The sequence below is a fragment of the Bounagaea algeriensis genome (genome assembly GCF_054491375.1).
In genome coordinates this window covers 1,499,208-1,523,021 of record NZ_CM137102.1, presented here as the reverse complement: position 1 = coordinate 1,523,021, position 23,814 = coordinate 1,499,208, and the positions used below count along the sequence as shown (strand labels likewise).

The following is a 23,814-nucleotide window of genomic DNA, read 5'->3' as shown; positions in this document are numbered from 1 at the left end:
GCACATGACGGACCAGGGCGAGAAGGCGGCCCCGAGCCGGGAACGTGGCACGCGGGCGATGAGCGGGTGGGGCGTGCTGGGCGCCGTCGTGCTGCTCGTGCTCATCGCGGCCGCGACGTATCTGTTCGGCGGCATGAACCTCGCCGCCTCCCCCGGTTCCGCCCCGGGCGTCGTCCTGCTCGTGGCCGCCAGCCTCGTGCTGCTGCTCGGGCTGTTCCTCTCCGCCGGGCTGACCCCGGTCGCGCCGGGCGAGGCGCGCGTGCTGCAGCTGCTCGGCCGCTACGTCGACACCCTGCGCACCGACGGCCTGCAGTGGGTCAACCCGCTGACGACCCGGACGAAGATCTCCACCCGCGTGCGCAACCACGAAACCAACACCAGCAAGGTCAACGACGCGGACGGCAACCCGATCGAGATCGCCGCCGTGGTCGTGTGGAAGGTCGACGACACCGCGCAGGCGATGTTCGACGTGGACGACTTCGAGGAGTTCGTCGGCGTCCAGGCCGAAGCGGCCGTTCGGCACATCGCCAACAGCTATCCCTACGACGCGCAGGGCCGCGACCGCCTGTCGCTGCGGGACAACGCCGCGGAGATCACCACTCGCCTGTCGAGCGAAGTGGCCGAACGCGTGGAGCAGGCGGGCATGCGGATCATCGAAACCCGCATCACCCACCTCGCCTACGCTCCGGAGATCGCCTCGGCGATGCTGCGGCGGCAGCAGGCGGACGCCGTGGTGGCGGCGCGACAGCGCATCGTCGAGGGTGCCGTCGACATGGTGGAGTCGGCGCTGACCCGCCTCTCCCAGGACGATGTCGTCGAGCTGGACGAGGAGCGCAAGGCCGCGATGATCAGCAACATGCTCGTGGTGCTCGTCGGTGACCACGACGCCCAACCGGTCGTGAACACCGGCTCGCTCTACACCGGATGACCGTGGCTTCCGAGCGGAAGAAGCTCCTGCTGCGGCTGGACCCCGCCGTCCACGACGCGTTGGCCCGCTGGGCAGCCGACGAACTGCGCAGCACCAACGCCCAGATCGAGTTCCTGCTGCGCAAGGCGTTGAGCGACGCGGGGCGGCTGCCGCGGAACACCAGCGCGGTGCGCCGGCGCGGCCGCCCGCCCAAATCGGCGGCGGGCGGCGAGTCCGCAGCGGAGGAACCGGCCGAACCGGAATGAGGTGGCGCGGCACCGGGGCACGTGCGGCGGTGCGCACCTGCCCGCGCGGTCAGCTCGCGGCCGTGCCCGACTGCTCGCCCTCCACGGTCACCGGCAGCGCCGGCACCTCGTCCTGGGGCTCCACCCGGTCGGCGACCCATTCGGTGATGCGCCGAGCCACGTCCTGCTCGGTCAGGCCGCAGTCGGCCAGCACCTCGTCGCGCGAGCCCAGCTCCGGGAACGCGCTGGGCACGGCGAGGTCCCGCAGCGGCACCTCGACGTCGGCATCGCGCATGGCCGTGGCCAGCGCCGAGCCGAACCCGCCGTGCCGGCCGCTGTCCTCGAGGCTGACCACGAGGCGGTGCCGCGCGGCCTGCTCGACGATCGTCCGCGGAACCGGGTAGACCCACCGCGGGTCGACCACGGTGACGCCGATGCCCTGCGCGGCCAGCCGCGAGGCGGCCGCCACGGCGAGCCCGCCGAAAGCCCCGACGGCCACGAGCAGCACGTCCTGCCGGTCGTCGTCGCCGCGGTGCAGCACGTCGACACCGTCGATCCGCTCGACCGCCGCGACCTCGTCGATGACCGACCCCTTGGGGAATCGCAGCACGGTCGGACCGTCGTCGACCTGCACGGCCTCGCCGAGCTCCTCGCGCAACGTGCCCGCGTCCCGCGGCGCCGCCACGCGCAGCCCGGGCACGATCCCGAGGACCGACAGGTCCCACATGCCGTTGTGGCTGGGCCCGTCGTCACCGGTGATCCCGGAGCGGTCGAGGGTGATGGTCACCGGCTGCCGGTGCAGCGCCACGTCCAGCAGCAGCTGGTCGAAAGCGCGGTTGAGGAACGTGGAGTAGACGGCGAACACCGGGTGCATGCCGCCCATCGCCATGCCCGCCGCCGAAGTCATCGCGTGCTGCTCGGCGATGCCCACGTCGATGCAGCGGTCCGGGTAGGCGTCCTGGAACTTCGTCAGCCCCGTCGGGCCGAGCATCGCCGCGGTCATCGCGACCAAGTCCCGACGCTGCCCGCCGAGGCGGACGAGCTCGTCCGAGTACACGTCCGTCCACGAGGTGCCCGCGGGTTTCGTCGGCGCACCGGTCTCCGGGTTGATCGTCTTGACCTGGTGCATCTGCTCGGCCTCGTCGTTCTCGGCCGGGGCGAAGCCGTTGCCCTTGCGAGTGACGGCGTGCACGATCACCGGCCCGCCGTACGAGCGGGCCATGCCCAGGGCGTGCTCCAGCGCCCGCAGGTCATGCCCGTCGACCGGGCCGAGGTACTTGATGCCCAGGTCGGAGAACATCACCTGCGGGCTGAGGGCGTCCTTCAAACCGCTCTTGGCCGCGTGCAGCCCGGTGTACAGCGACCGGCCCACCACCGGCAGGTTGCGCAGCGTGCGGCGCCCGTTCTGCAGCGCCCGCTCGTAGCTGGGGTTCAGCCGCAACGCGGCCAGGTGCTCGGCCACGCCGCCGATCGTCGGTGCGTAGGAGCGACCGTTGTCGTTGACGATGATCACGACCGGGCGTTCCGGATCAGCGGCGATGTTGTTCAGCGCTTCCCAGCACATGCCGCCGGTCAGCGCGCCGTCGCCGACGATCGCGCACACGTGCTGCTGCTCGCCGTTGAGCTGGATCGCGCGGGCGAGCCCGTCGGCGTAGGACAGCGCTGTGGAGGCGTGGCTGTTCTGCACGAAGTCGTGCTCGCTCTCCGCCCGCTCCGGGTAGCCCGCCAGCCCGCCGCGCTTGCGCAGGCGGTCGAAGCCCTCCTGCCGGCCGGTGAGCATCTTGTGCACGTACGACTGGTGCCCGGTGTCGAACACGACGCGGTCGCTGGGCGATTCGAACACCCGGTGCACCGCCAGCGTCAGCTCGATCGCGCCGAGGTTCGGGCCGAGATGTCCGCCGGTGCGCGAGACCTTGTCGATCAGGAACGAGCGGATTTCGTCGACCAGCTGTGCCAGTTCGTCCTGCTGAAGCTTCTTGAGATCAGCCGGACTGTGTACGGACCCCAGCAGTGTCACCGCGCCACCTCGCTTGTCTCGTTCCGGGTCGTACCGGATCGGGGTTTGTCCTGCCACGTGGAGTGCCATCCGCGCACCGGGCAGCCGGTCCTCGCGGCCCCCTCCGGCCCTCGGCGGAGCCCAGTCTACGGGCGGGCCGGGAGCTCGCGGACCCGCCGTGCGGGCTGCCGCCATGGTGCGGGGACCGCCGGAGGAACGCACCCAGTCGTCGCACACGGCTGCCCACGCCACCGTGCCGCACTGCGTCAGCGCAGGTCATCCGCACGTCAGCGCTGCAACAGGGCGATGCACTCGATGTGGTGCGTCATGGGGAAGGCGTCGAAGACCTCCAGCTCGGCCAGCCGGTAACCGTGCTCGGCGAACAGGCTCACGTCGCGCGCCAGCATCGCCGGATCGCACGCCACGTGCACCACCCGCGCGGGTTCGCGCGCCGCGACCGCGGTGACGACGTCCTTGCCCGCACCCTTGCGCGGCGGGTCGAGCACGACCACCTCGGGGGCGGGGAGGTCTTCGTCACCCAGCACCCGCTCCACCTTGCCGGCTCGGCACTGCACCTGCGGCAGATCGGCCAGGTTCGCCGTCGCGTCCGCCACGGCCCGCCGGGAGGACTCGACCAGCAGCACCTCTCCCCGCGAGCCGACCTGCTCGGCGAGCCCCGCCGCGAACAGGCCCGCGCCGCCGTAGAGGTCCCAGGCGGCCGCCCCGGGCGATGCCCGGGCGAACCGGCGCACGGTCGCCGCGAACGTCTCGGCCGCGGACACGTGCACCTGCCAGAAGCCGTCGGCCTGCACGTGGAACGTCCGCCCCTCGGCGTACTCGCGGGCGATGCCGCTGCCGCGCACCTGACGGACCACGGGGTCCGCGCGCCGACCGCGCTGCCGCCGGGGTTTGCTGTCGGTCGCGCTCACGTGCACCTCGCCGCTGGCGTCCTGCGCCGCGTTCAGTTCGGCGCCCGGGCGCCAGCGGCGGCTCGTCACCGCGGACACGGCGTCGACGGCGGTGATCGGGCAGTCCTCGATCGGGATGATGCGGTGGCTGCGGTGCGCCCGGAAACCGGCGTTGCCCGCCCCGTCGACGGCCAGCCGCATGCGGTTGCGCCACCGCAGCGGCCCGCCGGGCAGCTGCTGCACCTCCACCGGCCAGCTCAGGCCGGCGATGCGCTCGAGCTGCTCGCGCACGACGGCGGCTTTCAGTTCGCGCTGCGTGTCCGGTGCGGCGTGCTGCCAGTCGCAGCCGCCGCAGCGGTCCGGGCCGCGGGAGATGTCGGCCAGCGGGCAGGGCGGTGTCACCCGGCCTTCGGCGGCGACCCGCACCTCCACGGCGTCGGCGCGGCAGAAGGAGCCGCCGTGGTCCTCGGTCACCTCCGCGACCACTGTCTCGCCGGGCAGGGCGTGGCGCACGAACACGACGCGCCCCTCGTGCCGGGCGACGCAGTGCCCGCCGTGGGCCACCTGCCCCACGTCCACGACGAACCGCTGACCGGTCCAGTTCGGCCGGGTCCGCTTCGCCGCCGCTTGTTCACTCAACCTGCTGCTCCTCCACTCGCCGCGCAGCGCCGCGCTGCCCGTCCACATGTCCACCCGCACACGTCCCGAGGTCCGGTACGTCGCTGCGCCACCGGGACGTCGCTGCGCCACCGGGACGTCGCGCAGGCGTGCGCGTGGCGTCGCCGGTACCGTCCGCGCGCCGAGCGGGCTCGGCGCCGCGGGAGTTCGCCGCGGGCTGCGCCTTCAGCGTACGGACCGGTACCGGCGACGGTGCAGCAACCGGTCGTGCGCGATCCGGATCAGCGCGCGGGCCCCGTCACCGGGCTGCCGTCCGCGGCGTCCTGGAGCTCCTTGCCCGCGCGACGGATCGCCCACACGGTCACGAGCAGGGCCAGGCCGGTGAGCGGATAGCCCATCGCGATCCGGGCGAACGCGAGCCACCCGGTCTGGTCGGTGTCGTAGAGCCACTCCTGCACGACGTACTTCGCGCCGAACACGGCGACCCAGGCCAGGGTGGCGATGTCGTAGCCGTGCAGCGCCGAGCGGTGTTGCCGCCAGGTGTTGCGCTGGCCGTTGAGCAGCGACCACGCCACACCGACGAGCGGCCACCGCACCACCACCGAGGCGAGGAACACCGCACCGTAGATGAGGCTGGTCCAGATCCCGAGCAGGAAGAAGCCCTTGGCATCACCCGAGCGGTAGGCGATGAACGAGCACACCGCCACACCCAGCACACCGGAGATCGCCGGCTGCACCGGTTCCCGGCGCACCAGGCGCACCACGGCGATGAGCACCGCGATGCCGAGCGCACCCCAGATCGCCGGCATCAGCCCGGCGATCGAGTTGATCCCGACGAACGCGACGATCGGGACGGCGGAGTAGGCGAGCCCGGCCACGCCGCCCATCTGCTCGAGCAGGGTCTGCTCCGGATCGCGCCGACCGGACTCGTCACCGCCCTGCGTCGCGGACGCGCGCGCGGCGGGACCGCCGCCGTCCTCCGGCTCGTGCGCCGCGCGCGCGTGCTCTGGTTCCACGTCGTTGTCCTCCGGCGAACATGTCCGGCCCGCGTGACCTCGAAAGGAGGCGCGGCACCACCCGCTGCGGCGCCGTTCCTCGCGGTGTCGTCCACTGGGGTCTCACTGGGGTCTCTGCCGCGAGCCGCCGGAACCGGTTCCGGACGAGCTCGTGCTTCCAGCGTAAACGGCCTACGCGGGGTAGCCGCACCCCCGAGCGGGCAGTCCACGTCGATCACCCGGCCGAGGGGTCGGGCAAGCCCGCGATCACGCGCCGCGCTGCTCGTCCCGCGGCATCACCGATGCGCCCACGTTCACGCGACCGCGCGCTGGGTCGCCGCAACCGCCCCGCCCAGTCCGATCAGGGTGAGGCCGCTGGCCATCTGCTGCCGCCGCCACCAGCGCGGGTGGCGCGCGATCCAGCTCGCCACCGGGCCCGCGAGCAGCGCCAGCACGACATCGGCGAGCGAGGCGCACACCACGAACACCGTGCCCAGCGCGAAGAACGCCGGCACCGTCGAACCGCGCTCCGGGTGGACGAACTGCGGGATGAACGCGAGGAAGAACATCGCCGTTTTCGGGTTGAGCATCTCGGCGATGAAGCCCTGCAGCACGGCCGACCGCTCCGTCCGCTGCCCCGCCCCCTGCGGCTGCGCGGCCGAACGGCGCAACTCCCACAGCGCCCGCACCCCGAGCCAGACGAGGTAGGCCGCCCCGGCGAACTTCACGACGGTGAAGGCCACGGCAGAGGCCGCCAGCACCGCGGAGAGCCCGAGCGCGGCGGCCACCACGTGCACCGAAGCGCCGCAGCCGTTGCCCAGGGCCGAGCGGATCCCTTCGCGCCGCCCGCCGCGCAGGCTGCGCGCGAGCACGTACAGCAGTCCGGGGCCGGGGGCGATGGCGATCAGCACCACCGCCCCGAGGTACACCCACCATTCCGTCGCCGTCGGCACAGCGAGCAGCTTAGGGAACGCACCCGGCGGCGATCCACCCGGTGCCGATCCGCCCCGCGGCGCCGTCAGCCCCGCGGCGCGGTCAGCCCTGCGGCACGGTGGGCCCACCTGCCGCCGCGGGGGATTGTTGATCCTGCTGCTGGCCCTGCGCCTGCTCGATGTGCTGCCGGATCGACTCCGGCAGCTCGATGGGCAGCGGGGTGCGCACGGGAAGCGGGTCCTCACCGCGCACGACGACGGTGTCGTCGAGCACCGCGTACAGCTGCTTGGCGCACTCGTCGGCCTGCTCGGCGGGCCCTGCCGCGACCCCGCGCACCAGCCAGCGCGGACCGTCCACCCCCACGAACCGCAAGGTCGCCTTCGGCGTGTCGGCGGAGAGTTCCAACCCCCAGTCGCCGCGCTCCGTGCGCACCGTCGCACCGTCCTTGCGCAGCTGATCGGCGAGCTCGGAGCTCACGTCCGGCCAGAGCCCGCCGCTGCGCGGGGCCGCGAAGGCGCTGACGGTCAGCCGACCCGCCGAGGTGACCATGTGCACCGCGCGCACCGGCCCCGCCGGATCGACCTCGACCTGGAGTTGGCCGCCCTCCGGCACGGGCAGGCGCACCGACCCGAGGTCCAGCCGCTCGACGTCGTCGTCGGGGGCCTCGTCGACGTCGAAGGGGCCGCCTTCGACGAGCTCTTCCGACTCCTCCGCCGGCGCACCGGCTTCCGCTTCGGCCTCGTCGTCCTGCCGACGTCGACGGCCAAAACCGAACATCTCAGACCTCCGTCCTGTGCCGCGCCCCGGTTTCGCCTCCGGACACCGCCAGCGCCGCGTGTCCGCCTGTCGAACCGTAACCGCCGGCTCCGCGCTGCGACTCCGGCAACTCGGCGACTTCCTCGAACACGGCTCGTTCGACCCGTTGCACCACCAGCTGTGCGATGCGTTCACCGCGCGCGATCGTGACCGGCTCCGCGGGGTCGTGGTTGATCAAGCACACCTGCACCTCACCGCGGTAACCGGCATCCACCGTGCCAGGCGCGTTAACGATTCCCAAACCGGCGCGCGCCGCCAATCCGGAGCGGGGGTGCACGAACCCGGCATATCCTTCCGGCAGGGCCAGCGCGATGCCGGTGCCGACCACGGCGCGCTCCCCCGGCTGCAGCACCACGTCCCGCGTGGTGGCCAGGTCGGCGCCCGCATCACCGGTGCGAGCATAGCTCGGTACGGGGACGTCTGGGCTGAGTCTCGTCAGCAGGACCTTCACATCGGACACGGTCGGCGAGACTACCCTGAACACGTGCCGGAAAGCGCAGATGCAGGTCCCACCGTCGCGGACTCACCCGAACAGGGACGAACAGTGACATCAAGCAACGAACCGGTGGCGCACACCACCTACAGCGCCACCTACAGCGAGCGCCTGTACGCGTCGTGGTGGACGTGGCCACTTCCGCTGGCCATGGCCGTGCTGCTGGCCGCGGAAGTGCACATGGGCTATCCGGGCGTGCGCGCCTGGCTGCCCTACCTCGTCCTCGTGCCCTGCGCCGTGGGCGTCCTGCTGTGGCTCGGCCGCACGCGGGTCGAGCTGCGCGACGGCGAGCTCCGGGTCGGCGACGCGCACCTGCCGCTGCGCTACATCGAGGACGTGGAACCGGTCCCGCCAGCGGAGAAGCGCCGCTCGCTCGGCCCCGACCTCGACCCGTCCGCTTTCGTCGTGCACCGCCCCTGGGTGCGCGAGATGGTCCGCGTGTGGCTGGACGACCCCGAGGACCCGACCCCGTACTGGGTCATCAGCACCCGTCGGCCCGAGCAGCTGACCGAGGCCGTCCGCGCAGGATCAGCGCCCGGTTGACCGGGCGGCTCCGCGCCCGCTCCGCCGGCGAAGCCGGCACGCGAGCGGGTGCGACACACGACTGGGCACACGCTCGCCACGTGTGCCCAGTCCGAAGCGGACGCCACCCGCGCCCGCGCGGTCGTATCCGGCGTGTCCGCACAACCATTCCCGCCGCACCTGAATCCGGTCAGGGTCGCGACGAGCGGTCAGGCGGCACAGTCCCGGCAGACGAGCTGCCCGTTGCGCTCCTCCGCCAGCCGACTGCGGTGGTGCACGAGGAAGCAGCGCGTGCACGTGAACTCGTCGGTTTGCTTCGGCAGGACCTTGACGGTCATCTCCTCGCCGGAGAGATCCGCACCCGGCAGCTCGAAGTTCTCCGCGATCGCGCCCTCGTCCTCGTCGACGACGCCGGATTGCGCGTCGTTGCGCCGCCCCTTGAGTTCCTCCAACGAGTCCTCCGCGAGGTCGTCGGACTCGCGGCGCGGAGCGTCGTAGTCGGTCGCCATCGTGATTCACCCCTGCGTTCAGTGAAGCTTGCAATGGTGTGCCGCTGGTCAACGTTCGGGGGTCCGAATTTGTGCCCGACGATCGCGTGATCGTGGTCTCTCCAGCACCGGCCTCGGACATCCCGGATCAACGTGTTCCCTCCCGGCACGCCCTCCAGGCGCGGCGAGGGTAGCTCATAGACCTCCTGAACACGTGGTTGGTCACCGAAGCGTGTGATGCCGGTGCAGGCCCGCTGAGCTGGGCGCCGCGCGAGAGCGCACCGACGGCCTCGGCCGCACCCGCGACACGCCGGAGGGGGCATGTCACTGCCGTGATCGTCCCCACTCCCGCCGGCCCCTCCGGCCGCTGCCGAGCGGGATGTTGCTCCCAGCAGCAACGCACGTCGGAGGCCGAGGATTCCGGCAAGGCGCACGAACTTCGAAAGCCGTGCTCACCCGCCGGCGACGGCTCGGCATCGTTCCGGCCACAACCCGCTCGCCCACTCCGCACGGACGCGTCCGACCACCTAGGCTGAGGAGTGCGGATGGCGCATCCGTTGACGGGTTGCCAGGCGACAGGGAGGGGCGGGACGTGTCTGCCGTGAGCTCGAAATGGGGCCAGCGGGGCCCCCGCTACCGGCGCCGCCGTCCACTGCCCGGACTGGTGCTGCTCGCCGTGCTCGCGGTACTGGCCGGGTTCTTGTGGACCAGGGTGTTCGAGTCGGTGGAGAACATCGACCAGGCCACGCAGTGCAACGCTCCGAACCTGTCCGGTGAGCCCCCCTCCGACCAGCAGGCCGAGGGCCGCGCCCAGAGCGGCGCCGTCGCGCACGCGGCGGAAGCGGGCACGAAGCAGCAGGTCCCGGGGCTGGGCACGATGATGCCGCGGGAGGCGCTCGACCGCACCACTCCCCTGCCCCCGGGGGAGGGGCAGCTGCGCGTGCTCAACGGCAACGGGGAGAGCCAGCAGGCCTCGCTGGTCACCGACCAGCTCACCACGCTCGGATTCGACACGTGGGGACAGCCCGGTGACGACCCGGTCTACCCGGAGTACAACCTCACGTGCCACGGGCAGATCCGCTACGGCGAGGGCGGCGAGCGGGCCGCCCGCACGCTGAGCCTGGTCGTGCCCTGCGCCCAGCTGGTGCGCACCGAGCGCTCCGACGGGCGCGTCGAATTCGCCCTGGGCTCGGAGTTCGACGACGTGCAAACGACCCAGCAGGGCAAGCAGGTCCTGCAGGAACTGCAGAACTGGGTGCCGAGCGAGCACGGCGGCGATCCGCCCCGCATCGACCCCGAACTGCTGGAAAAGGCGCGCGACGTGCACTGCTGAACGGCCGCGGCCCGCGCCGACCGCGCCCGCTCACCCATCCGCGGCGAGCGGGCGCGGGACGATCACACGCGCGCCGCGTCGAGCCGCACGAGCGCGTCGGCCAGTTGCCCAGCGATGCCCGGGCAGGCGCACACGATCGCCTCCGGACCGAGACCGTCGCCGTGCTCGTGCCCGGGCAGGCGCACGTGCGCACCCGCCTCGGCGGCGATGAGCGCACCCGCCGCCCAGTCCCAGCGGTTGAGCCCGACCTCGTAGTAGGCGTCCATCCAGCCCGCCGCGACGGCGCACAGGTCGAGCGAGGCCGCTCCGTTGCGGCGGATGTCACGCACCTGCGGCAGCAGGTGGCGGACCACCTCGGCCTGCGCGGAACGGCGCTGCTGCACGTAGGCGAAGCCGGTGCCCACCAGAGCCAGGTCCAGCCGCTCGGTCGCGGCCGCCCGCAGCGGCTGGCCGTCCAGGAAGGCGCCCTGCCCGAGCCCGGCGCTCCACACCCGACCGCTGGCGGGTTCCACCACGGCCCCCGCCACCGACGTGCCACCCTGCTGGGCCGCCAGCGACACCGCGTACCACGGGTAGCCGTACAGGTAGTTCACCGTGCCGTCGATCGGGTCCACCACCCAGCGCAGGCCGTCGGGGGAACGTTCGCCCCCTTCCTCCTCGCCGAGCACCGACTCGCCGGGGCGCGACTGGGCCACGCGGTCCCGCACGAGCCGCTCCACCGCCCTGTCGCCTGCGGTGACGACATCGGTTTCGGTGCTCTTGGTGTCCACGGCACCATCGGACACAGCTTCCGCCCGCACCGTGCGCGCCAAGTCCCCCGCTTCCCGGGCGATCCGGACCGCTGCGGTGCGCAATGCTTCCACGTCGCTCTCGTTCGGCAATCCCACGTACACACCCACGTACACATCGCACCACAGGGCGGTTAAAGTCTGCACAGCTCGGTCTGAATCGAATTGGAAAGGATCAGCCATGGGCACTGCTTGTGGTTTCGGCGTCGACGTCGGCGGATCGGGCATCAAGGGGTGCCCAGTGGACATCGACGGCGGTGAACTCGCCGAGGAGCGCATGCGCGTCTCCACGCCGCAGCCGTCGACACCGGGGGCCGTCGCGGACGCGGTCGCGGAGATCGTCGACAAGTTCGGTTGGCAGGACCGGATCGGCATCACGCTGCCCTGCGTGGTCAAGGACGGCACGGCGCTCACCGCGGCCAACGTCGACCACGCCTGGATCGGCACGGACGCGCAGGGGCTGTTCGCCGAGCGCCTCGGCAAGTCCCGCGAGGACGTCGTCGTGCTCAACGACGCCGACGCCGCCGGCATGGCGGAGCTGCGCTCCGGCGCCGCCGCGGGCCACAGCGGGCTCGTGCTCGTGCTGACGTTCGGCACCGGCATCGGCAGCGCCCTGTTCATGGACGGGCACCTGATCCCCAACACCGAATTCGGACACACCGAGCTGGACGGCGAGGACGCCGAGAACGTCGCCGCCGCCTCCGTGAAGGAGAACCTCGACCTCAGCTACCAGGAGTGGGCGCCGCACGTGAACCGCTACCTGCAGAGCCTGGAGCGGTTCGTGTGGCCGGACCTCATCGTCGCTGGCGGCGGTGTGAGCAAGAAGGCGCACAAGTGGGTGCCGCTGCTGCAGAACCGCACCCCGGTCGTGGCCGCGGGACTGCGCAACGACGCGGGCATCATCGGCGCCGCCACCGCGGCCGCGGCGGGAATCTGAGGACCGGCCCGGCGCGAAGATCGACATCCTCCGAGCGAATCGATCCCCAGCGAAATACCCGCAGGGCACGTGGCGTTGTTCGCGGCGCTGCACGCGGCGATCGCGGCGCGCTCCGCCTTGCGGCGGAACGGCACTCACGCGATGTCGTTACAATGGAACACGAGCCGTTTGAACCGATGTTCCCCGCCGAGGACCGCGTCGTTCTCCCGATCGGGAAAATCCCGATGCGGTTCTCCGTGGGCGACACGGGACGAGCGGTCCGCAGTTCCCGACCTTGGCGGCCGAGGTGACGCGCCCTCAGGCCAGCCCCGATCGACCGTCGCGAAAGGGCGTACGTGGCAGCCGCAGAAACCGCAACCCGACGCTCCGGCTCCGCCGAAGAAACCGAAGGCGGCGCCCCAGCTGAGTCGGCTCACACAGAATCGGCCCCCTCCGGAACCGCCGCGCCGGCGGAGTCCGGTGCGGAAGAGCCGAAGAAGTCGTCGACGCGGAAGAGCACGACGAAGAGTTCGAGCAGCGCGAAGTCGTCTTCGGGCCGCAAGAGCACCTCCGGCAAGTCGACGTCCAAGAAGGGCGCGAAGTCGACGCAGTCCTCCTCCCAGGAGGCGGACAACGGTGACGGCCTCGGCATCGACGAACCGATCGAGGCCGACCTGACGTCCCCGGACGTGGGCGACTTGGCCGATGAAGTGCCGGACGTGGAGATCCCCGAAGAACCGGTCCCGGAAGAGGGCGAGGACGGCGAGGCCAAGGACGCCGACTTCGTCTGGGACGAGGAGGAGTCGGAAGCTCTCCGTCAGGCGCGCAAGGACGCCGAGCTGACTGCCTCCGCCGACTCGGTGCGGGCCTACCTCAAGCAGATCGGCAAGGTCGCCCTGCTCAACGCCGAGGAGGAGGTCGAGCTCGCCAAGCGCATCGAGGCCGGCCTCTACGGCGCCGAACGCCTCCGCCAGGCGCAGGAGAACAGCGAGCAGTTGGCCACGCAGTTCCGCCGGGACCTGCGGTGGATCGTTCGGGACGGCGAACGCGCGAAGAACCACCTGCTGGAGGCCAACCTCCGGCTCGTGGTCAGCCTCGCCAAGCGCTACACCGGCCGCGGCATGGCGTTCTTGGACCTGATCCAGGAAGGCAACCTCGGCCTGATCCGCGCGGTGGAGAAGTTCGACTACACCAAGGGCTACAAGTTCTCCACCTACGCCACCTGGTGGATCCGGCAGGCCATCACGCGCGCCATGGCCGACCAGGCCCGCACCATCCGCATCCCGGTGCACATGGTCGAGGTCATCAACAAGCTCGGCCGCATCCAGCGCGAGCTGCTGCAGGACCTGGGCCGCGAGCCCACCCCGGAGGAGCTCGCCAAGGAGATGGACATCAGCCCGGAGAAGGTGCTGGAGATCCAGCAGTACGCCCGGGAGCCCATCTCGCTGGACCAGACCATCGGCGACGAGGGCGACAGCCAGCTCGGCGACTTCATCGAGGACTCCGAGGCCGTCGTCGCGGTGGACGCGGTCTCGTTCACCCTCCTGCAGGACCAGCTGCAGTCGGTGCTGCAAACCCTGTCCGAACGCGAAGCCGGCGTGGTGCGCCTGCGCTTCGGGCTGACCGACGGTCAGCCGCGCACCCTGGACGAGATCGGGCAGGTCTACGGTGTGACGCGGGAACGCATCCGGCAGATCGAGTCCAAGACGATGTCGAAGCTGCGGCATCCGTCCAGGTCCCAGGTCCTGCGCGACTACCTGGACTGAGGCCCCGGGCTGATACCCCCGGATTGAGACCCCCCGGATTGAGACCTGGAGTCGGGCTGCAACGACTTCTCGCGGAGCCGCCGTCCCCGCTGGGGCGGCGGCTCCGTCGTGTTGCACCCGGGCCGGTCGTGTCACCCGGTGCGCTCTCGGCAGGCCCTGCGGAGCGCCGCTCGGCGTTCCACGTGGTGGGCGCGGACGGGCAAGCGGTGTTCGCCCGCAGCGGAACGGCATGCTCTCCACGCCGTGGCGATGCACACCTTTCGTCCGTTTCGCCGGTAAGCACCGCGTGCTGCGCCCCACTGGCCGCACCCGCGAAATACCTGGTCAGGCGAGCACGCACGAACCCCTTCCCCCGGCTCTGGCACATTTCGTAGTCAACCTCGCCGACTCGGCCGCACGACGTGACGACTGTCGCGTCCCCGCTCGGGAAGACTGACGCGCGGCTGTGCGTCTGCAAGAGTGGAGACCGACGCACCGACCCGACAGCCAGCGGACCACCGGTGGTCGTAGCAATCGAGGCGTCGGAACCCCCGACGCCGGGACGGAGGGAGACCACGATGCCCCAAACGCTCACCCGCCCCGAGCTGACCGCCGCCGACCGCTGCGACCGCTGCGGCGCCGCCGCCAAGCTCCGCGCCGTGCTGCCCTCTGGTGGCGAGCTGCTGTTCTGCGGCCACCACGCCCGTGAATACGAAGACGGCCTGCGCCAGGCCGAGGCCGACATCGCTCAGGACGAGCGCGCGGTCTGACGCTGCGAACGCCCGAGTCGAACGTGCCCCGCGGGAATCGGAATTCCCGCGGGGCACGTTCACGTCGCCGGCCGCGCACTCACCCTGCCGACGCAGCGGACGCCACCGGCGCGGGTCACCAGGACCGCAGCGTGGCGATGCGCTCCTCCAACTGATCCACCGTGGCCATCGCCGTGGGCGGGCCGCCGCAGACGCGCTGCAGTTCGTTGTAGATCGCGCCGTGCGGCTTCTTGGTGCGCTGGTGGTGCAGCGACACGAGCGTGTTGAGCTCCTTGCGCAGGGTCCGCTGCCGTTCCTGCACGCTCTGCGGACGGCCCTGCTCCTGCCGCTGCTGCTCCTGCCGCTGCTGGGCCTGCTCCTGCTTGCGCTGCTCCTCGGCCTTGGCCTGCTGCTCGCGCTGGTCCACCTCCTGCAGCTGCTCCTGCTGGCGCTTGCGCAGCAGGGCGCGCATCTGGTCCGGTTCCAGCAGCCCCGGCAGGCCCAGGTACTCCTGCTCCTCCTCCGTCGTGGAGAAGGCCGCGGTACCGAAGGACGAACCGTCGTAGATGACCTGGTCCAGTTCCGCGTCGGCTCCGAGCGCGGTGTAGGCCTTCTCCTCCTCGCCCGGCTCGTCGCGGGTCCGGTTCGCCTCGGCGACGAGTTCGTCGTTCCAGCCCTCCTTCTCCCGGTGCGGCTTGCCGAGCACGTGGTCCCGCTCGGCCTCCAGCTGGCTGGCCAGCTCGAGCAGCACCGGAACGCTCGGCAGGAAGATGCTCGCGGTCTCCCCCGGCCGCCGGGACCGCACGAACCGGCCGACGACCTGGGCGAAGAACAGCGGCGTCGAGGCGCTCGTGGCGTACACGCCCACGGCCAGGCGGGGCACGTCGACGCCCTCGCTGACCATCCGCACCGCGACCATCCAACGCTCGTCGGATTCGGCGAACCGGGCGATGCGGTCCGAGGCACGCGGATCATCGGAGAGCACCAGCACCGGATCGTGGCCGGTGAGCTGCTTGAGCGTGCGCGCGTAGGCCCGCGCGTGCTCGTGGTCGGAGGCGACGACGAGCCCGCCCGCATCGGACATGCCGTCCTTGCGCAACTGCGTCAGCCGCGTGTCCGCCGCCTTGAGCACCGACGGGATCCACTCCCCCGAGGGGTCCAACGCGGTGCGCCAGGCACGGGTGGTCTGCTCCGCGGTGAGCGGCTCCCCCAGGCGCGCGGTGAACTCGTCCCCGGCGTTGGTGCGCCAGCGGGCCTCACCCGAGTACGCCAGGAACACCACCGGCCGCACCACCCCGTCCTGGAGGGCGTCGGAATAGCCGTAGACGTGGTCGGCCTTGCTGCGGTCGGCCCCGTCGCCGTCGGGTTCGTAGGTGACGAACGGGATCGGGTTGTCGTCGCTGCGGAACGGCGTGCCGGTGAGCGCGAGCCGCCGCACCGCGGGGGTGAACGCCTCGCGGATCGCATCGCCCCACGACTTGGCGTCACCGGCGTGGTGCACCTCGTCGAGGATCACCAGCGTCTTGCGCCGCTCGGTGCGCACGCGGTGCAGGGTGGCGTGCGTTGCCACTTGTGCGTAGGTGACGGCCACACCGCGGTAGTCGCTGGAGGTCACACCATCGGTGTTGCGGAACTCCGGGTCGATGGGAATGCCCGCGCCCGCGGCGGCCATCGCCCACTGGTGCTTGAGGTGCTCGGTGGGGGTCACCACCGTGACCGCATCGATCGTGCGGTCGGCGAACAGTTCGGCGGCCACGCGCAGGCCGAAGGCCGTCTTGCCCGCACCGGGCGTGGCCACCGCCAGGAAGTCGCGCGGATTCTTCGCCAGGTACCGGGTCAGGGCGCGCCGCTGCCAGTCGCGCAGCGGCCGGGACGACACCTGCGACGGGTCGCTGAGCACGGACCGGACCGCTTGGTCCTGCTGCGTTTCGGACACGCCGGCTCGCCACTCCTTTCGCCTTCGCATTTCCAACCGGAAACGAGGAGCCCCCACGGCCACCGCCAACACCGCAGCACCGCCGCGCGCCGCGCGCGGGCCGCCGTGCAGCCTACCTGCGAGCCGCGCGTCGCCCCTGCCACACCCAGCAGCGGGCGCCGGCCCCGGCAGCGGCGTCACACCCGGCAGCGACACAGCGGGTGCCCGTTGCCCGCCCGAGCGCCCGATGAACCATGCTGAACACTGCCATGACCGGTCCGAGTCGCGATGCCCAGCAAAGCCGCACCCCACGGCCGCCGTGCCCGCGGCGGGGGCCGTTGCGGCTCGTCGCGCGCACCGCGTCGAAGGCGTGGTGGGACAACATCTTCTCCGAATCGGCCGCCGCAGCGTTCTGGCAGACGCTGTCGCTGCCGCCGCTGCTGCTCGGACTGCTGGGCAGTCTCGGGTTCCTCGGCGGTTGGTTCGGTCACGACTTCGTCGCCGACGTGCAGGGCGAGATCATCGGCCTGGCGGAAACCGTGTTCAGCGCCGCGGTGGTGGACCAGATCATCGGCCCGACCGTGTTCGACGTCCTCACCGAGGGACGCGGCGGCATCGTCTCGATCGGCTTCGTGCTGTCGCTGTGGGCTGGTTCCTCCGCGCTGGCCTCGCTCATCGATTCGATCACGCTGGCGCACCGCCAGGAGCTGGTGCGCAACGTGGTGTGGCAACGGGCGTTCACGCTGCTGCTGTACCTGGGATCACTGGCGGCGGCCGTCATCGGCCTGCCGGTGCTCACTCTCGGACCGGGCCTGCTGGCCACGCTGTTCCCGCGGGTGGTGCAGGACGACATCGCCTGGCTGATCCACCTGCTGTACTACCCCGCCACCGGGATCGCGTTGATGGTGGTGCTCACCACGCTGTACAAGCTCGCACTGCCGCAGAAGCTGCCCTGGCACCGGGGCGTACCGGGTGCGCTGCTGGCGATGCTGGTGTTCCTGTGCTCCAGCGCGGGCCTGCGGTTCTACTTCGGGTGGGTGACAAGCACCGGCTACACCTACGGTGCGCTGGCCGCACCGATCGCGTTCCTGCTGTTCGCGTTCTTCCTGGGTTTCGCGATCATCCTCGGTGCCCAGTTCAACAACGCGCTGCAGGAGATGTGGCCGGCGCGGATGACTCGACGGGAACGCCGCCGGTGGCGGCGGCTGGAGATGAAGCGTCTCGCGCAGCGCATCCACACCGAACGGGGCTACCAGGAGTGGCAGCGCGCTGCGGACGAGGAGAGCGCGCAGGCGGCGCCGGAGTTCGGCTCCGATGCGGATGCGGGCGTGCGTGCGGCGGTCGGCGCGGAACCGGACGAACAGCTCCCCGGCCGCGACGGCACCGTCGGTGATGACACCGGTCCGGACGAGACCGGCCGCGCGGGATCCGTGGACGGCAGCACCCGTCCTGAACAGGACGGACCGGCGCCGTGGCTGGCGCGGCGCGGCAGCCCTGAGGAGTGAGGACTGAGGAGTGCGGACCGAGGAGTGCGGGCCGGGGAGTGAGGACCGGGCCGGGGGTGAGCGGCCCCGGGGGGACGGACAGGCGCCGCGGGCTGACCGGTGCCGACGCATGCCGGCGCACGACCGGCGGCGATGTGCGAGCGGCCGACCGCGAGCGCGGTCCGCGGCCCGCTCGCGGTTCGGCATCATGGAGCTCCCGGACGCGACCCACCGCGCCTGCGGCCGGGTCACTCGTTCCTGGGCGCTCGCCCCGGGTCACTCGTCGTCGTCATCGCCGCCCGAGGGGAGCCCGTCGAAGACCTTCTTGCACTTCGAGCACACCGGCGAGTTCGGCTTCGGCGACTTGGTCACCGGGAAGACCTCCCCGCACAGCGCGACCACGTAGTTCCCGGTGACCGCGCTCTCGGTGATCTTGTCCTTGCGCACGTAGTGGAAGACTTCAGGCCGGTCGTCACTGGTCTGGTCGGTGGTATCCGGCCGGACATCGGTGTCAGGCATCGTCGTCGTGCTCATGTGACCATGATGCCCTACGCGGGCCGCGAACGGTCACCGCGTGGCCCTTCGATCGCGGATGATCAGGCGCTTTCCACCACGCGGTGGCTCTGCGAGTCGATCCCGCGATGCGAACGCCGGAACCGGTGCACGTTCTCCTTCTTCCGGGCCGGCCGGTCGTTGGCGATGAGCACCGCCATCCACGGCAGCGGGATGGAAACCGCGATGATGATCAGCGCCAGCCACCACAGCTGGGTGAAGTGGAACACGAGCGCCGCGCCGACGAGGCACGGGAAGCGCGAAGCCATCATCCACCCGTACCTGCGACGCCGCGAAGCCTGTTGATCGTCATAGGACGGCTGCGCCTCGGTGATCAGCACCGGGGTGTCGTCTCTGCGTGCGTTGGTCACGACACTACCTCCGGTTGCGATGCTGCCACTTCGCCTCGCCGCGCTGCGGCTGGGACTGCGGATCGGGTGGACGGCACCGGACGGGGACGGGATCCACATCCATGGTGTTCTTCCAACGTCGTGAACGCGACCCCCTGAACGCGGCCCCCCTGAACGCGGCCCGGTCCTCCGGGTGACCCGCCGACCACCGCGCCGAAACCTCCGCGGGTTAGATTCCGGACGGACCACAGCTGGGAGGCGAAGCATGTTCTACACGGCGAGCAAGCGCATCCTCGGAGCGGTCGCACGCTGCGTGTACCGGCCGACGGTGATCGACGCGGACAAGGTGCCGGCGGAGGGGCCGGTGATCCTCGCGCCGAACCACCTCGCCGTGCTCGACAGCTTCATCGTGCCGCTCGTGGTGCCGCGTCCGGTGGCTTTCCTCGCCAAGGCCGAGTACTTCCAGGGAACCGGCACCGCCGGGCGGACGAAGCGCTGGTTCTTCAACGCGATCGGGGCGATCCCCGTGGAGCGCGGCCGGGGCCGCGCCGCGCAGGCCGCCATCTCCGAAGCCGAGCGGGTGCTGCGCGCCGGCGGGGCGTTCGGCATCCACCCCGAGGGGACGCGCTCACCGGACGGCCGCCTCTACCGAGGCCGCACCGGCGTGGCGCGGCTCACCCTGGGCACCGGCGCTCCCGTCGTGCCGGTCGCACTCAGCGGGACCGACGAGCTTCAGCCCAGCGGTGTGAAGATCCCCCGTCCGCGTCCCGTGACCGTCCGCTTCGGCGACCCCCTGGACTTCTCCCGCTACCACGGCATGGACGGTTCGCTGCCGGTGCTGCGCTCGATCACCGACGAGATCATGTACGCGATCTCCGAGCTGTCCGAGCAGGAGTACGTCGACAAGTACCAGCAGCCCGGTTCCGCGGCGGCGTGACGCGGCCGGCAACTACCGTCCGCTCGGCCCCGGGGCGTTGGTCGCCGCTTTCTGCTGCTTCTTGAAGGCCCGCACCTCGGCGAGCGTCTGGCGGTCGACGACATCGGCGATCGAGCGGCGCGCGTCCTGCTCGCCGTAGTTCCCCGCAGCTTCGCGCCAGCCCTCCGGTTCGACACCGAGCTGCTTGCCGAGCAGCGCGAGGAAGATCTTCGCCTTCTGCTCACCGTAGCCGGGCAGGGCTTTGAGCCGCTTGAGCACCTCCTTGCCGTCCGGATCGCCCTCGGCCCAGATCCGCTCGGCAGCACCGTCGTAGTGCTCCACGACATGCCCGGCGAGGGTGTGGATGCGGCGCGCCATCGACCCCGCGTAGCGGTGCACGGCTGGTTTCTGCGCGCACAGGTCGGCGAAGGCCTCCGGATCGGACTCGGCGATCCGTTCCACGTCGAATCCGTCCATGCGCTCGGCTATCTTCTTCGGCCCGGTGAAGGCCAGCTCCATGGCGACCTGCTGGTCCAGCAGCGCACCGGTGAGCAGCGCGAACGGATCCCGGCTGAGCAGGGCGTCGGCCTCGTCGTCGCCGGTCAGGTTGAGCGTGTACGACATGCCCTCATCCTGGCAGCCTGCTCCCCGGCCGGAGAGCGGCCGCCCGCGGCTGCCCGGCCCGGCTGTCCGCTCCGGTTCGCGTCAATCGATCCAGTACCGCAGCAGGACGCCGCCGTCCGGCTCCGAGGCCCGCTCGGGCTGGCTGCCACCGCAGGACTCGACCACCGCGCGGGCGTGTGGTGTACCGCACAGCGCTGCGGACGTCGCGCGCCGGGCGGGACCCGCGGCGTGTGAGCATCAGCAGGTGACTGTTGAACTGACCAACGACCGCATCGACCGCCTCCGGGAGGCGCTGCAGCGGAACCGGTACGACACCGGCGGGGTGCTGGAGCTCGTCGGTCCGCACGCGCAGGCGGCCCTGGGCCGCGGCGAGCCGGCTCCCGCGTTGCGCGCCAGCGCCGACGGCGGGGCCCTCGGCGTGCTCGTCCGCGTGTTCATGCTGGGCGAGACCGAACCGCGCAGCGCAGTGGAGGCGGCGCTGCACCCGCTTCCGCTGGAGGAGGCCCGGGCCGGCGGCATCGTGCACACCGACGGCGACGAGGTCCGCGCCGCACTGGACATCCGCCCGCACGGGGCCGGCGACCGGTCCTGGTGGGTCGTCTCGGACTTGGATTCGGAGGCGCGCGGGTCGGGCGTGCCTGCCCACCGCGAGCACGTCCTCGGCGTGGGGCACGCCTCGATGAGCCTGGTGCGGGCCACACCGCGCCGTCCCGTCGACGCGGTGCTCGACGTGGGCACCGGCTGCGGGGTGCAGGCGCTGCACGCCAGCGCGCACGCGCGCCGGATCACCGCCACGGACGTCTCGGAACGGGCGTTGCAACTGGCCTCGGCGACCTTCCGCCTCAACAACATCGAGGTGGATCTGCGGCAGGGCGAGTGGTTCGACCCGGTGCGGGGCGGTCGCTTCGACCAGATCGTGTGCAACCCGCCGTTCGTCGTGGGGCCCCCGCGCACCGAGTTCGTCTACCGCGACTCGGGCCTGTCCGGCGACGATGCGAGCGCGTTGCTGGTCCGGCAGCTGCCGCCGCTGCTCACCGAGGGCGGGACGGGTCACGTGCTGGCCGCGTGGCTGCACCGCGCCGGTGAGGACTGGCGGGACCGCGTCTCGTCCTGGCTGCCGGGCGGCGGGGTGGACGCGTGGTTCGTGCAGCGCGATGTGGCCGATCCGGCGTTGTACGTGGGCACGTGGCTGCGCGACGCGGGGTACGACCCGCGTTCCGCCGCGGGCCGTCGCGCGGGCGAGGAGTGGCTGCGGTGGTTCGAGGACAACGGGGTCGAGGCCGTCGGCTTCGGCTTCGGCACGCTGCGCCGCACGGACGGGCGCGCGGGGGAGGTCGTCTGCGAGGACCTGCGCCAGGCCTACGACGACCCGCTCGGGCCGGAGGCCGATGAGTGGTTGGGCCGCGTGCAGTGGTTGGCCGAGCGCGGCGACGAGGCCCTGCTGCGCAGCCGCCTGGCCACGGCCCCGAGCACGGTTCTCGAGGAGGTTTCCGAGCACGGGGACGAAGGCTGGCAGCCGGTGGTGCGGCGCCTGCACCGCACCGACGGCCCGGGCTGGCAGCACGAGGTCGACGAGCTCGGGGCGCTGCTGCTCGCCGGTTGCCGGGGCGGACTGCCCCTGGAGGAGGTCCTGGAACTGCTCGCGCTCGGGCACGGGCGCGATTCGGAGGAACTGACGCGCTCCGCGTTGCCGGTTCTCCGGGAACTGATTCGGCACGGAATGGTCGTTCCGGCGGAATGGGTGGAGGAAGCGGATTGAGGGCGGTGGTCAGCCGCGTCACCCGCGCCTCGGTGGCGGTCGGCGGCGACGTCGTCGGCGAGATCGGCGAACCGGGACTGCTGGTGCTTTTGGCCGTGACGCATTCCGACGGGCCGGAGCAAGTCGGCACAATGTCCCGGAAGCTGCACGAAATTCGGGCGCTGCGCGACGAGGAGTCCTGCGCTTCCACGGGGGCGCCGCTGCTCGTAGTCAGCCAGTTCACGCTGTACGGCTCCACCCGCAAGGGGCGGCGGCCCTCGTGGAGCCCCGCGGCACCCCCGGACCAGGCCGAACCGCTGGTGCAGGCGGTGGTCGACGCGCTGCGCGAGCGCGGTGCGCGGGTGGAAACGGGCAGCTTCGGGGCCGCGATGGAGATCGAGAGCGCGCACGACGGGCCATTCACACTTTTGGTGGAAGTCTGAATGTAACGCGGGCTCTCAGCGAATACTCAGGAATCCCGCGCAACGGATGTGACGGGGATGACGTCCACGGGACGGAAACAGCGGGAACGAATTCGAACCCGCACACGTTTTACGGGTACGAAGCTTCGTCGGCAGGCCGCACGAGGAGGAAGCACGAGCAATGACTCGCGCGGCCCGCCACCCGATGACGCGTCATCGGTCCTAGTACCGACCGTACGCGTCTTGCACAGCGTGTAATGGCCCGTCGGTGTGACGTGCGCCCCTTCAGTAAGCCCGTCAGGGAGGAAGCTCCATGACCGTCCCGCAGACCGCCAACCCGGATGTCGCCGTCACCGAGGCGGACCTGGACAACCAGGGACCGTCCGCGGACCTGGTGCGGGTCTACCTCAACGGCATCGGGCGCACGGCTCTGCTCTCCGCGCAAGACGAGGTCGACCTGGCCAAGCGCATCGAGGCCGGGGTGTACGCCAAGCACCTGCTGGACACCGAGCAGGACTCCATGAGCCGTGAGCGGCGCTCCGATCTGAACGCCGTGGTGCGTGACGGACGTCGCGCCAAGAACCACCTCATGGAAGCCAACCTCCGCCTCGTGGTGAGCCTGGCCAAGCGCTACACCGGCCGCGGAATGCCGTTGCTCGACCTGATCCAGGAGGGCAACCTCGGCCTGATCCGCGCGGTGGAGAAGTTCGACTACACCAAGGGATTCAAGTTCTCCACCTACGCCACCTGGTGGATCCGGCAGGCCATCACCCGGGGCATGGCCGATCAGAGCCGCACGATCCGGCTGCCCGTGCACCTGGTCGAGCAGGTCAACAAGCTGGCCCGGATCAAGCGCGACCTGCACCAGAAGTACGGCCGGGAAGCCACCGAGGAGGAGATGGCCAAGGAAGCGGACATGTCCGTGGACAAGGTCACCGACCTGCTCGACCACTCCCGCGACCCGGTGAGCCTGGACATGCCGGTCGGCAGCGAGGAGGACGCTCCCCTCGGCGACTTCATCGAGGACGGGGAGAGCGCCAACGCCGAGAACACGGTGATCTCCGGCTTCCTGCAAGACGACCTGCGCCGGGTCCTGAGCACCCTGGAGGAGCGGGAGCAGGCCGTGATCCGCATGCGGTACGGCCTCGACGACGGCCAGCCGCACACGCTCGACCAGATCGGCCGGGCCTTCGGGCTGTCCCGCGAACGGGTCCGCCAGATCGAACGCGAGGTCATGGCGAAGCTGCGCCAGGGCGACCGGGCCGACCGGCTGCGCTCCTACGCCAGCTGACCGCGCTCGCGACGTTCGCGGTGGCCGCCGACCACCGCCCGTCCCGGGGAGGCCGGACTCGCTGCACGCG

The 23,814-nt window shown here is 71.4% G+C and carries 24 protein-coding genes; 12 read left to right on the top strand and 12 right to left on the bottom strand.

Annotated elements, in window-relative coordinates; genetic code table 11:
- Positions 1 to 4: 4 nt before the first annotated feature.
- A complete protein-coding gene (locus ACVGV2_RS06940) occupies positions 5 to 928 on the top strand; it encodes an SPFH domain-containing protein (protein ID WP_459165219.1) in 924 nt (307 codons plus the stop codon).
- A gap of 2 nt (positions 929 to 930) precedes the next feature.
- Positions 931 to 1,173 carry a type II toxin-antitoxin system antitoxin gene (locus ACVGV2_RS06935; RefSeq protein WP_459165218.1) on the top strand — a complete coding sequence of 81 codons (243 nt, stop codon included), beginning with the start codon at positions 931 to 933 and terminating at the stop codon, positions 1,171 to 1,173.
- Positions 1,174 to 1,222: 49 nt separating this feature from the next.
- Here the strand turns inward: ACVGV2_RS06935 and dxs are convergent, their stop codons facing one another.
- From dxs to dut, 6 genes are all read right to left on the bottom strand, one after another.
- Positions 1,223 to 3,169 carry a 1-deoxy-D-xylulose-5-phosphate synthase gene (dxs, locus tag ACVGV2_RS06930; protein ID WP_459165217.1) on the bottom strand — a complete coding sequence of 649 codons (1,947 nt, stop codon included), beginning with the start codon at positions 3,167 to 3,169 and terminating at the stop codon, positions 1,223 to 1,225.
- Positions 3,170 to 3,435: 266 nt separating this feature from the next.
- Positions 3,436 to 4,695, bottom strand: coding sequence for a class I SAM-dependent RNA methyltransferase (locus ACVGV2_RS06925; RefSeq protein ID WP_459165216.1), 1,260 nt, complete (start codon positions 4,693 to 4,695; stop codon positions 3,436 to 3,438).
- A 260-nt stretch (positions 4,696 to 4,955) separates the two neighbouring features.
- A complete protein-coding gene (locus ACVGV2_RS06920) occupies positions 4,956 to 5,561 on the bottom strand; it encodes a DUF3159 domain-containing protein (RefSeq protein WP_459165904.1) in 606 nt (201 codons plus the stop codon).
- Between the two features lie 422 nt (positions 5,562 to 5,983).
- Entirely contained in the window at positions 5,984 to 6,622 is a 639-nt protein-coding gene (locus ACVGV2_RS06915; protein WP_459165215.1) for a LysE family translocator, read from the bottom strand.
- Positions 6,623 to 6,704: 82 nt separating this feature from the next.
- Entirely contained in the window at positions 6,705 to 7,379 is a 675-nt protein-coding gene (locus tag ACVGV2_RS06910) for a DUF3710 domain-containing protein (RefSeq protein ID WP_459165214.1), read from the bottom strand.
- 1 nt (position 7,380) lies between these two features.
- A complete protein-coding gene (gene dut / locus ACVGV2_RS06905; RefSeq protein WP_459165213.1) occupies positions 7,381 to 7,878 on the bottom strand; it encodes a dUTP diphosphatase in 498 nt (165 codons plus the stop codon).
- Positions 7,879 to 7,962: 84 nt separating this feature from the next.
- Here dut and ACVGV2_RS06900 point away from each other — a divergent pair, with 84 nt between their 5' ends.
- On the top strand, positions 7,963 to 8,454 hold the full coding sequence (locus ACVGV2_RS06900) for a DUF3093 domain-containing protein (RefSeq protein ID WP_459165212.1): 492 nt from the start codon (positions 7,963 to 7,965) through the stop codon (positions 8,452 to 8,454).
- A 188-nt stretch (positions 8,455 to 8,642) separates the two neighbouring features.
- Here ACVGV2_RS06900 and ACVGV2_RS06895 read toward each other — a convergent pair whose 3' ends face one another.
- Complete coding sequence (locus ACVGV2_RS06895; RefSeq protein ID WP_459165211.1) at positions 8,643 to 8,942, bottom strand: DUF4193 domain-containing protein; 300 nt, start codon at positions 8,940 to 8,942, stop codon at positions 8,643 to 8,645.
- A gap of 571 nt (positions 8,943 to 9,513) precedes the next feature.
- On the opposite strand from ACVGV2_RS06895, the gene cei reads away from it, so the two are divergent.
- Positions 9,514 to 10,254 (top strand): envelope integrity protein Cei, encoded by a 741-nt coding sequence (gene cei, locus ACVGV2_RS06890; RefSeq protein ID WP_459165210.1) that lies wholly within the window; start codon positions 9,514 to 9,516, stop codon positions 10,252 to 10,254.
- A 62-nt stretch (positions 10,255 to 10,316) separates the two neighbouring features.
- Here the strand turns inward: cei and ACVGV2_RS06885 are convergent, their stop codons facing one another.
- Positions 10,317 to 11,147, bottom strand: a complete 831-nt coding sequence (locus ACVGV2_RS06885) for an inositol monophosphatase family protein (protein WP_459165903.1) — start codon at positions 11,145 to 11,147, stop codon at positions 10,317 to 10,319.
- A gap of 76 nt (positions 11,148 to 11,223) precedes the next feature.
- Between ACVGV2_RS06885 and ppgK the strand changes: the two genes are divergently transcribed.
- From ppgK to ACVGV2_RS06870, 3 genes are all read left to right on the top strand, one after another.
- Positions 11,224 to 11,979, top strand: coding sequence for a polyphosphate--glucose phosphotransferase (ppgK, locus tag ACVGV2_RS06880; RefSeq protein ID WP_459165209.1), 756 nt, complete (start codon positions 11,224 to 11,226; stop codon positions 11,977 to 11,979).
- Positions 11,980 to 12,314: 335 nt separating this feature from the next.
- Positions 12,315 to 13,724 carry an RNA polymerase sigma factor gene (locus tag ACVGV2_RS06875; protein ID WP_459165208.1) on the top strand — a complete coding sequence of 470 codons (1,410 nt, stop codon included), beginning with the start codon at positions 12,315 to 12,317 and terminating at the stop codon, positions 13,722 to 13,724.
- Positions 13,725 to 14,281: 557 nt separating this feature from the next.
- Positions 14,282 to 14,473: a DUF7455 domain-containing protein gene (locus tag ACVGV2_RS06870; protein ID WP_459165207.1), complete on the top strand. Its 192-nt coding sequence runs from the start codon at positions 14,282 to 14,284 to the stop codon at positions 14,471 to 14,473.
- A 115-nt stretch (positions 14,474 to 14,588) separates the two neighbouring features.
- Here the strand turns inward: ACVGV2_RS06870 and ACVGV2_RS06865 are convergent, their stop codons facing one another.
- Positions 14,589 to 16,388 (bottom strand): DEAD/DEAH box helicase, encoded by a 1,800-nt coding sequence (locus ACVGV2_RS06865; RefSeq protein WP_459165206.1) that lies wholly within the window; start codon positions 16,386 to 16,388, stop codon positions 14,589 to 14,591.
- Positions 16,389 to 16,636: 248 nt separating this feature from the next.
- On the opposite strand from ACVGV2_RS06865, the gene ACVGV2_RS06860 reads away from it, so the two are divergent.
- Positions 16,637 to 17,872, top strand: a complete 1,236-nt coding sequence (locus ACVGV2_RS06860) for a YihY/virulence factor BrkB family protein (protein ID WP_459165205.1) — start codon at positions 16,637 to 16,639, stop codon at positions 17,870 to 17,872.
- 255 nt (positions 17,873 to 18,127) lie between these two features.
- On the opposite strand, the gene ACVGV2_RS06855 is transcribed toward ACVGV2_RS06860, so the two are convergent.
- Positions 18,128 to 18,385, bottom strand: a complete 258-nt coding sequence (locus ACVGV2_RS06855; protein ID WP_459165204.1) for a DUF3039 domain-containing protein — start codon at positions 18,383 to 18,385, stop codon at positions 18,128 to 18,130.
- A 62-nt stretch (positions 18,386 to 18,447) separates the two neighbouring features.
- The gene (locus tag ACVGV2_RS06850; protein WP_459165203.1) at positions 18,448 to 18,774 is read right to left on the bottom strand and encodes a DUF3099 domain-containing protein; all 327 of its coding nucleotides are present in this window, start codon (positions 18,772 to 18,774) and stop codon (positions 18,448 to 18,450) included.
- A gap of 244 nt (positions 18,775 to 19,018) precedes the next feature.
- Here ACVGV2_RS06850 and ACVGV2_RS06845 point away from each other — a divergent pair, with 244 nt between their 5' ends.
- Complete coding sequence (locus ACVGV2_RS06845) at positions 19,019 to 19,690, top strand: lysophospholipid acyltransferase family protein (RefSeq protein ID WP_459165202.1); 672 nt, start codon at positions 19,019 to 19,021, stop codon at positions 19,688 to 19,690.
- A 12-nt stretch (positions 19,691 to 19,702) separates the two neighbouring features.
- Here ACVGV2_RS06845 and ACVGV2_RS06840 read toward each other — a convergent pair whose 3' ends face one another.
- The gene (locus tag ACVGV2_RS06840; RefSeq protein ID WP_459165201.1) at positions 19,703 to 20,293 is read right to left on the bottom strand and encodes an HhH-GPD-type base excision DNA repair protein; all 591 of its coding nucleotides are present in this window, start codon (positions 20,291 to 20,293) and stop codon (positions 19,703 to 19,705) included.
- Between the two features lie 244 nt (positions 20,294 to 20,537).
- On the opposite strand from ACVGV2_RS06840, the gene ACVGV2_RS06835 reads away from it, so the two are divergent.
- From ACVGV2_RS06835 to ACVGV2_RS06825, 3 genes are all read left to right on the top strand, one after another.
- Positions 20,538 to 22,052 carry a DUF7782 domain-containing protein gene (locus ACVGV2_RS06835; protein WP_459165200.1) on the top strand — a complete coding sequence of 505 codons (1,515 nt, stop codon included), beginning with the start codon at positions 20,538 to 20,540 and terminating at the stop codon, positions 22,050 to 22,052.
- Positions 22,049 to 22,474: a D-aminoacyl-tRNA deacylase gene (gene dtd, locus ACVGV2_RS06830; protein ID WP_459165199.1), complete on the top strand. Its 426-nt coding sequence runs from the start codon at positions 22,049 to 22,051 to the stop codon at positions 22,472 to 22,474. The genes ACVGV2_RS06835 and dtd overlap by 4 nt, the downstream gene beginning before the upstream one ends.
- A 292-nt stretch (positions 22,475 to 22,766) precedes the next feature.
- Positions 22,767 to 23,744: a sigma-70 family RNA polymerase sigma factor gene (locus ACVGV2_RS06825; protein WP_459165198.1), complete on the top strand. Its 978-nt coding sequence runs from the start codon at positions 22,767 to 22,769 to the stop codon at positions 23,742 to 23,744.
- The last annotated feature ends 70 nt before the right edge of the window (positions 23,745 to 23,814 follow it).

Excerpts from the sequence above, each read along its gene's own strand:
- ACVGV2_RS06940 (WP_459165219.1), top strand. The coding sequence starts at position 5 with ATGACGGACCAGGGCGAGAAGGCGGCCCCGAGCCGGGAACGTGGCACG.
- ACVGV2_RS06920 (WP_459165904.1), bottom strand. The coding sequence starts at position 5,561 with ATGGGCGGCGTGGCCGGGCTCGCCTACTCCGCCGTCCCGATCGTCGCG.
- ACVGV2_RS06910 (WP_459165214.1), bottom strand. The coding sequence starts at position 7,379 with ATGTTCGGTTTTGGCCGTCGACGTCGGCAGGACGACGAGGCCGAAGCG.
- ACVGV2_RS06895 (WP_459165211.1), bottom strand. The coding sequence starts at position 8,942 with ATGGCGACCGACTACGACGCTCCGCGCCGCGAGTCCGACGACCTCGCG.
- ppgK (WP_459165209.1), top strand. The coding sequence starts at position 11,224 with ATGGGCACTGCTTGTGGTTTCGGCGTCGACGTCGGCGGATCGGGCATC.
- ACVGV2_RS06870 (WP_459165207.1), top strand. The coding sequence starts at position 14,282 with ATGCCCCAAACGCTCACCCGCCCCGAGCTGACCGCCGCCGACCGCTGC.
- ACVGV2_RS06860 (WP_459165205.1), top strand. The coding sequence starts at position 16,637 with ATGACCGGTCCGAGTCGCGATGCCCAGCAAAGCCGCACCCCACGGCCG.
- ACVGV2_RS06855 (WP_459165204.1), bottom strand. The coding sequence starts at position 18,385 with ATGAGCACGACGACGATGCCTGACACCGATGTCCGGCCGGATACCACC.
- ACVGV2_RS06845 (WP_459165202.1), top strand. The coding sequence starts at position 19,019 with ATGTTCTACACGGCGAGCAAGCGCATCCTCGGAGCGGTCGCACGCTGC.
- ACVGV2_RS06840 (WP_459165201.1), bottom strand. The coding sequence starts at position 20,293 with ATGTCGTACACGCTCAACCTGACCGGCGACGACGAGGCCGACGCCCTG.
- ACVGV2_RS06825 (WP_459165198.1), top strand. The coding sequence starts at position 22,767 with ATGACCGTCCCGCAGACCGCCAACCCGGATGTCGCCGTCACCGAGGCG.